Origin of the sequence: Pseudomonas sp. MF6751, assembly GCF_016613265.1 — a bacterium.
GTDB classification, from domain to species: domain Bacteria; phylum Pseudomonadota; class Gammaproteobacteria; order Pseudomonadales; family Pseudomonadaceae; genus Aquipseudomonas; species Aquipseudomonas fluorescens_BV.
In genome coordinates this window covers 1-2097 of sequence record NZ_JAENSV010000092.1, presented here as the reverse complement: position 1 = coordinate 2097, position 2097 = coordinate 1, and the positions used below count along the sequence as shown (strand labels likewise).

The 2097-nt window shown below is 57.2% G+C and carries 4 protein-coding genes; all 4 read right to left on the bottom strand.

Annotation, left to right across the window (positions count from 1 at the left end; all coding sequences use genetic code 11):
* Positions 1-135 precede the first annotated feature (135 nt).
* From JJD66_RS27845 to JJD66_RS27830, 4 genes are read right to left on the bottom strand one after another with little or no spacing between them, the layout of a single operon-like run.
* A complete protein-coding gene (locus tag JJD66_RS27845) occupies positions 136-342 on the bottom strand; it encodes a hypothetical protein (protein ID WP_200649525.1) in 207 nt (68 codons plus the stop codon).
* A 38-nt stretch (positions 343-380) separates the two neighbouring features.
* On the bottom strand, positions 381-761 hold the full coding sequence (locus tag JJD66_RS27840; protein ID WP_200649524.1) for a hypothetical protein: 381 nt from the start codon (positions 759-761) through the stop codon (positions 381-383).
* A gap of 50 nt (positions 762-811) precedes the next feature.
* On the bottom strand, positions 812-1207 hold the full coding sequence (locus JJD66_RS27835) for a hypothetical protein (RefSeq protein WP_200649523.1): 396 nt from the start codon (positions 1205-1207) through the stop codon (positions 812-814).
* Between the two features lie 49 nt (positions 1208-1256).
* Complete coding sequence (locus JJD66_RS27830; RefSeq protein WP_200649522.1) at positions 1257-1997, bottom strand: hypothetical protein; 741 nt, start codon at positions 1995-1997, stop codon at positions 1257-1259.
* Between the last annotated feature and the right edge of the window lie 100 nt (positions 1998-2097).

The following is a 2097-nucleotide window of genomic DNA, read 5'->3' as shown; positions in this document are numbered from 1 at the left end:
TTGCGGATGCCGGTCAGTACCTGGAACATCTCGCCGTCGAATTCGATGAACAGTCCGGATTTCATGCGCTCCGGTACGCGGTCGATCACGTCGAGCAGGCGACCTACGCCGCCATCCTCCCGTCGTTCGTGCACGTCAAAGTTGGGCATGGCGGGCCACCTCGATAACCTGGTGGATACCTTTCGCATAGTCAGCGGGGTGAGCCTGCGATGCCGCCTCGAGGTTGATCACCATCGTCTCCACCGGACCGCGATCATCGAACATGCACTTGGGCAGATGGGATGCCTGCTCAATCATCTGCGCGGCGAACTTTCGTCCTTCCCATATTTCTATCTGAGACATAGGGGGTGTCCTTGCCGCGCTGGGCGGCATAAGGTGGGTTAGGGTTTGGCGGGAAACCACTCGGTGTCGTACTCGAACTGGGTCACGCGCTCGATTTCGATGCTTGGCAGCTCGTGACGGAACGTTTCGGTGCCGTAGGGCTTCTTCACGTAGTCCGCTGCCTCTTCCATGAATTTCGCTTTGAAGATGCGAAGCAGGTGGTCGGCGGCTTTCTCGTATTGATCTTCGGGGTAGTTGCCTTCGCAAACACCGCCGCGACAGACTCGCCAAACCACACGTTTGGGCGTTGCCTCAGCGGCTTTGATCTTTTCGTCCATGGCGTCCCGAGCGAACCGGAGTTGATCCAGCGTCAGCGCTGCAACCCAATCTGTGGTGCTGACGTGCTGGGCGTGGCCCATGTGGCACTTTATTTCAGGCATAGCGCATACCTCGCCCGCCGCTCACCGGCAGGCATGTAGGGGGATTGGGGTTAGGGGAGTGTTTTGCCGATTTCGGCGGCGGCGCGGGTGATTGCGCGGCGTGTGGCGCTATACGCGTCGTTGTGGTGCTGCTCCGAAGATGCCTCTCCGCCACCTTTGCCGTCGGGTCGAATGTGCCAAGCATCGGAGATGTTCAGTTCGTACTCGCCATTTGGGCCGACCTTCTCGCCTGTATAAATATCGAGCATTAGGCCAAGTTGAACCGCTAGCCGGAAAGCATCCCCATCGTCGACGAATGGATTCCACTTGCCACGTCCATAGACGAGCAGTGATGGAGACTCAGCGTCGGGCATACAGTCTTCTGGGAAATATCTATCTGTATAGTTTGTGTTTACTTCCATCCCGGAAGCCTTGGCTGCCAGCTCCAGCAATTCTCTGTCAGTCATGACCTTGCCACTCGATAGATGAAGACGTAGGCGAACCAGAGGGGGGCCATCATGGCCTCCTGCTCCGGCTTACATCCTCATCGGTGACGATGTGTGCCGTGATGTGCTTGATCGTGAAGAAATCTGGCTGGCAATGCCTGCGCGCCCAGGCCTTTAGCGGTGCGAGAGCGATCTGCAGTTCTGCCTCGGCCGCCTTGCTTAGGTCTGGATAGGCATCAACCCATTCTCCAGCGTCGCTATCGCAGGCGTTTTCATACATTCGCTCTGTCACATCGTCGGCATCTGGTAGGAAGCGTGCGGGGTCGTCCTTGCACACAGTCCCGCGATAGACCGTGCCGCCTTCGTACAGGCCAGGCCTGTAGCTGGCCGGATGCCCGTCGCCATCGCTGTCGTGGCCGTAGTTGTCCTTGATCAACTCGTCGAGGCTGTCGTAATCCCAGGAGCCGTTTTCACCGTCAAGCGACCACTTTTCACCGAATTCGAGCGCCTGGTAGGCCGTCACCAAGTTCGCGGCAGCTATTGGTAACGCTGCCTTGAATTGCTTGATGTATTCGGCCGGCGACGACCCCCATCTATTAACCAGGCAGTCGTCATCTATCGTAAGCCCATCGTCTTCTGGCTCATCGGATGGCTCGCCGGGCACCATAAAAAACTCACGCTCCACTGCGCACAACAGATCGGAGAAGCGCTTCGTGTTTTCAATATTGACCAAGAGAGTCGATAATTCATGGTTTGAGCTGAGACCGAACACGTTGTAGATGCGGGCCAGTTCTGGCTGATGCTTGGGCATGACGATACCTGTCCTTGCCGCTATAGCGGCTGACTTTGAAGGGGGAGGGGTTACAGGTTTTGCGGGTGGAGTACGGATGTACTCCTATCGGGATTTGGCG

Excerpts from the sequence above, each read along its gene's own strand:
- JJD66_RS27830 (WP_200649522.1), bottom strand. The coding sequence starts at position 1,997 with ATGCCCAAGCATCAGCCAGAACTGGCCCGCATCTACAACGTGTTCGGT.
- JJD66_RS27835 (WP_200649523.1), bottom strand. The coding sequence starts at position 1,207 with ATGACTGACAGAGAATTGCTGGAGCTGGCAGCCAAGGCTTCCGGGATG.
- JJD66_RS27840 (WP_200649524.1), bottom strand. The coding sequence starts at position 761 with ATGCCTGAAATAAAGTGCCACATGGGCCACGCCCAGCACGTCAGCACC.
- JJD66_RS27845 (WP_200649525.1), bottom strand. The coding sequence starts at position 342 with ATGTCTCAGATAGAAATATGGGAAGGACGAAAGTTCGCCGCGCAGATG.